2 protein-coding genes are annotated in these 2,635 nt (G+C 43.0%); one reads left to right on the top strand and one right to left on the bottom strand.

Annotated elements, in window-relative coordinates; translation table 11 throughout:
• The first annotated feature begins 580 nt into the window (after positions 1-580).
• Positions 581-1,879 carry an ATP-binding protein gene (locus KBS54_00440; protein ID MBQ0054603.1) on the top strand — a complete coding sequence of 433 codons (1,299 nt, stop codon included), beginning with the start codon at positions 581-583 and terminating at the stop codon, positions 1,877-1,879.
• A gap of 304 nt (positions 1,880-2,183) precedes the next feature.
• Here the strand turns inward: KBS54_00440 and KBS54_00435 are convergent.
• The coding region (locus KBS54_00435) for a xanthine permease (protein ID MBQ0054602.1) at positions 2,184-2,635 on the bottom strand (452 nt) is incomplete at its 5' end.

Below are 2,635 nucleotides of genomic sequence, written 5' to 3'. Positions count from 1 at the left end.
CCAGCCGTCGTACCTAAATAAGGAACGAGCTTGCCGAAGCCTTAAATTGACTGCGCTTGACGTCAATGCGATTTGTACAGGACATTCCACCGTGTACCGGCGGTGAAGATGGCTGGTGAGACCCTCCGCCGATATAATGTTCTGCAGGGAGAGACAGAGAACTCGTCTGCCTCAACACGGAGACAATTATACACTAAACAATGCAAAAGTCAATAGGCAAAATGCGGAAAAGCAATAAAAAATATGATAAAATATGATAATATGTTACACGTCAATAAAACAAGCGGCAGAGTGTTTGCTCCGCCTGTCTTGTCCTGTATATTAAGATGCTAAAATTGTCGTCATTTAATTGATAGTTGCACTGCTTACAGGTATCTGTTATAACCTCTGTAAAATATGGAATTGAATTCCATATTTTACAGAGGGCGTTGTGGAGTACATCAAAAGGCATATTGAAAGTGTATTTGAAAGGTCAGCGGCGAGTTTTCTAATCGGATTTTTTCTTCTTGACCTTTATATGTGGCTGTTTTATAATAGTCATTACTAAAAAAGCTACTATAGTATAAAAAGAGGGAATGGAATGTTTATCCAAAGACCGCTGTATCTCAAAAAATTAACAGACAGAATGCATAACGGTATGGTGAAGGTTATTACCGGTATTCGCCGCTGCGGAAAGTCTTTTTTGCTGTCGGATATTTTTTGTCCGTACCTTAAAAGTATCGGCGTTGATGACAGGCACATAATTATGATTGCGCTGGATGATGACAGAAACGCTATGTATTGGAACCCTGCAGCGCTCAGCGAATATGTAAGAAACTTAATTGCTGACGATGGCACAATGCATTACGTGATTTTGGACGAAATACAAAAGGTTGAGGAGATTGAAAATCCGTGGCTGCCAAAAGGTGCCGGTAAAATAGGTTTTACTGATGTTCTGCTTGGGTTGATGAAGATTAAGAATGTTGATTTGTACGTAACTGGAAGCAATTCAAAATTTTTATCGTCAGATGTGCTGACTGAATTCAGAGGCAGAGGAGATGAAGTTCGTGTTTTCCCGCTGAATTTTGCGGAGTATTTTTCTGCTGCCGGTAAAAATTTCAGGCAGGCATGGAGAGAATATTCCGTTTACGGAGGTTTGCCGGCAACGGTCAATATGAAAAATGATGCTCAGAAGGCTGAGTATCTTAAAAATCTTTTCGGCAGCGTTTATCTCAGAGATGTTATTGAACGAAACGGAATTAAAAACGAATCTGAACTTGGCGATGTTACGGATATTTTGGCATCGTCAGTCGGTTCTCCTTTGAATCCTGCCAGAATAGCAAACACGTTTTTAAGTGAGAAAAAAACTCTTTGCAGCAACAAGACTGTATCGAAGTATATTGACTGCCTTGAAGCGGCATTTCTGATTGACAAAGCTCAGCGGTATGATGTTAAGGGGCGACGCTATATCGGAAGCGGCATGAAGTATTATTTTACTGATGTTGGTCTGAGAAACGCCAGACTGAATTTCAGACAGCTGGAAGCCTCTCAGCTTATGGAAAACGTTATTTACAATGAACTGCTTGTACGCGGATACAACATTGATGTCGGTATGGTGGAGTACAGACAGATGAACAATGAAAAACGCCAGCAATGGCGACAGGCAGAGATTGATTTTGTGGCAAATCAAGGGAGCTCGCGCATATATATTCAGTCTGCATACCAAATGTACACGGCTGAGAAATGCGAACAGGAAAGAAATTCATTAAGACGTGTCGGAGACGCTTTTAAGAAAATTATCATTGTCGGCGACGCAGATGTCCCTTGGACTGATGAGGAGGGTTTTCGCATAATTGGTCTTGAAGATTTTTTGTTGGACGGGGATAGTATAAATTTCTAATAATCAAAGAAGTTGCTGACAGATACAAAAACGAGGACAAATTCAGTCCTCATTTTTTATATCGGTGTCAGGCTTAAATTGGTGCTTCGCCGTTTTCGTCCGTTATAATTCTTTGAACAAAACAAGCGGCAGAGCGTTTGCCCTGCCGCTTTGATATATTATTATTTTAGAAATTATTTTGCTATGCCGCGTTCCTTATCCGTACCCGGGATAAGATTATCGCAGAATGCGGCGCAGAGACCGGCTTAAAGATAAAACAATGGCGGAAAAACTCCGCCGTTGTTTTGTGTTGTCGCCTGAATAATTACTTTGCTATACCGCGTTCTTTGTCTGTTCCAGGGATAAGATTGTCGCAGAATGCAGCGCAGAGACCGGCGACTGCCATCGGGGTTTTGAGAACAGCCCAGACCATTCCGCCGAGCATTTGTCCGAAGAAGCCTGTGAAGAGCGCCTGCTGCGTTTCAACCCAGCCGGGGACGCCGAGGCACATGAGGAATGAGAAACCGACTATGAGGACGTTCCTCTGACTGCCCATGTCCGCGCGCATCAAGTTTTGAATTCCGAGTGCGCCTATTGTTCCGAAAAGCGTTATGTAAGCGCCGCCGATAATCGGCGAAGGCATGGTTGCTATAAGTGCGCCGAGCTTTGCAAAGAGTGACAGCAGAATAAGAATTACCGCGCCTATTCTGATTACGTAACGGCTTGCAACGCCTGTGAGCGCCATGAGTCCGATGTTTTCCGTATAAGAGGTTGTAC

It is taken from the genome of Candidatus Equadaptatus faecalis (genome assembly GCA_018065065.1).
GTDB classification, from domain to species: domain Bacteria; phylum Synergistota; class Synergistia; order Synergistales; family Synergistaceae; genus Equadaptatus; species Equadaptatus faecalis.
This window is presented reverse-complemented; position numbering and strand designations above follow the sequence as displayed.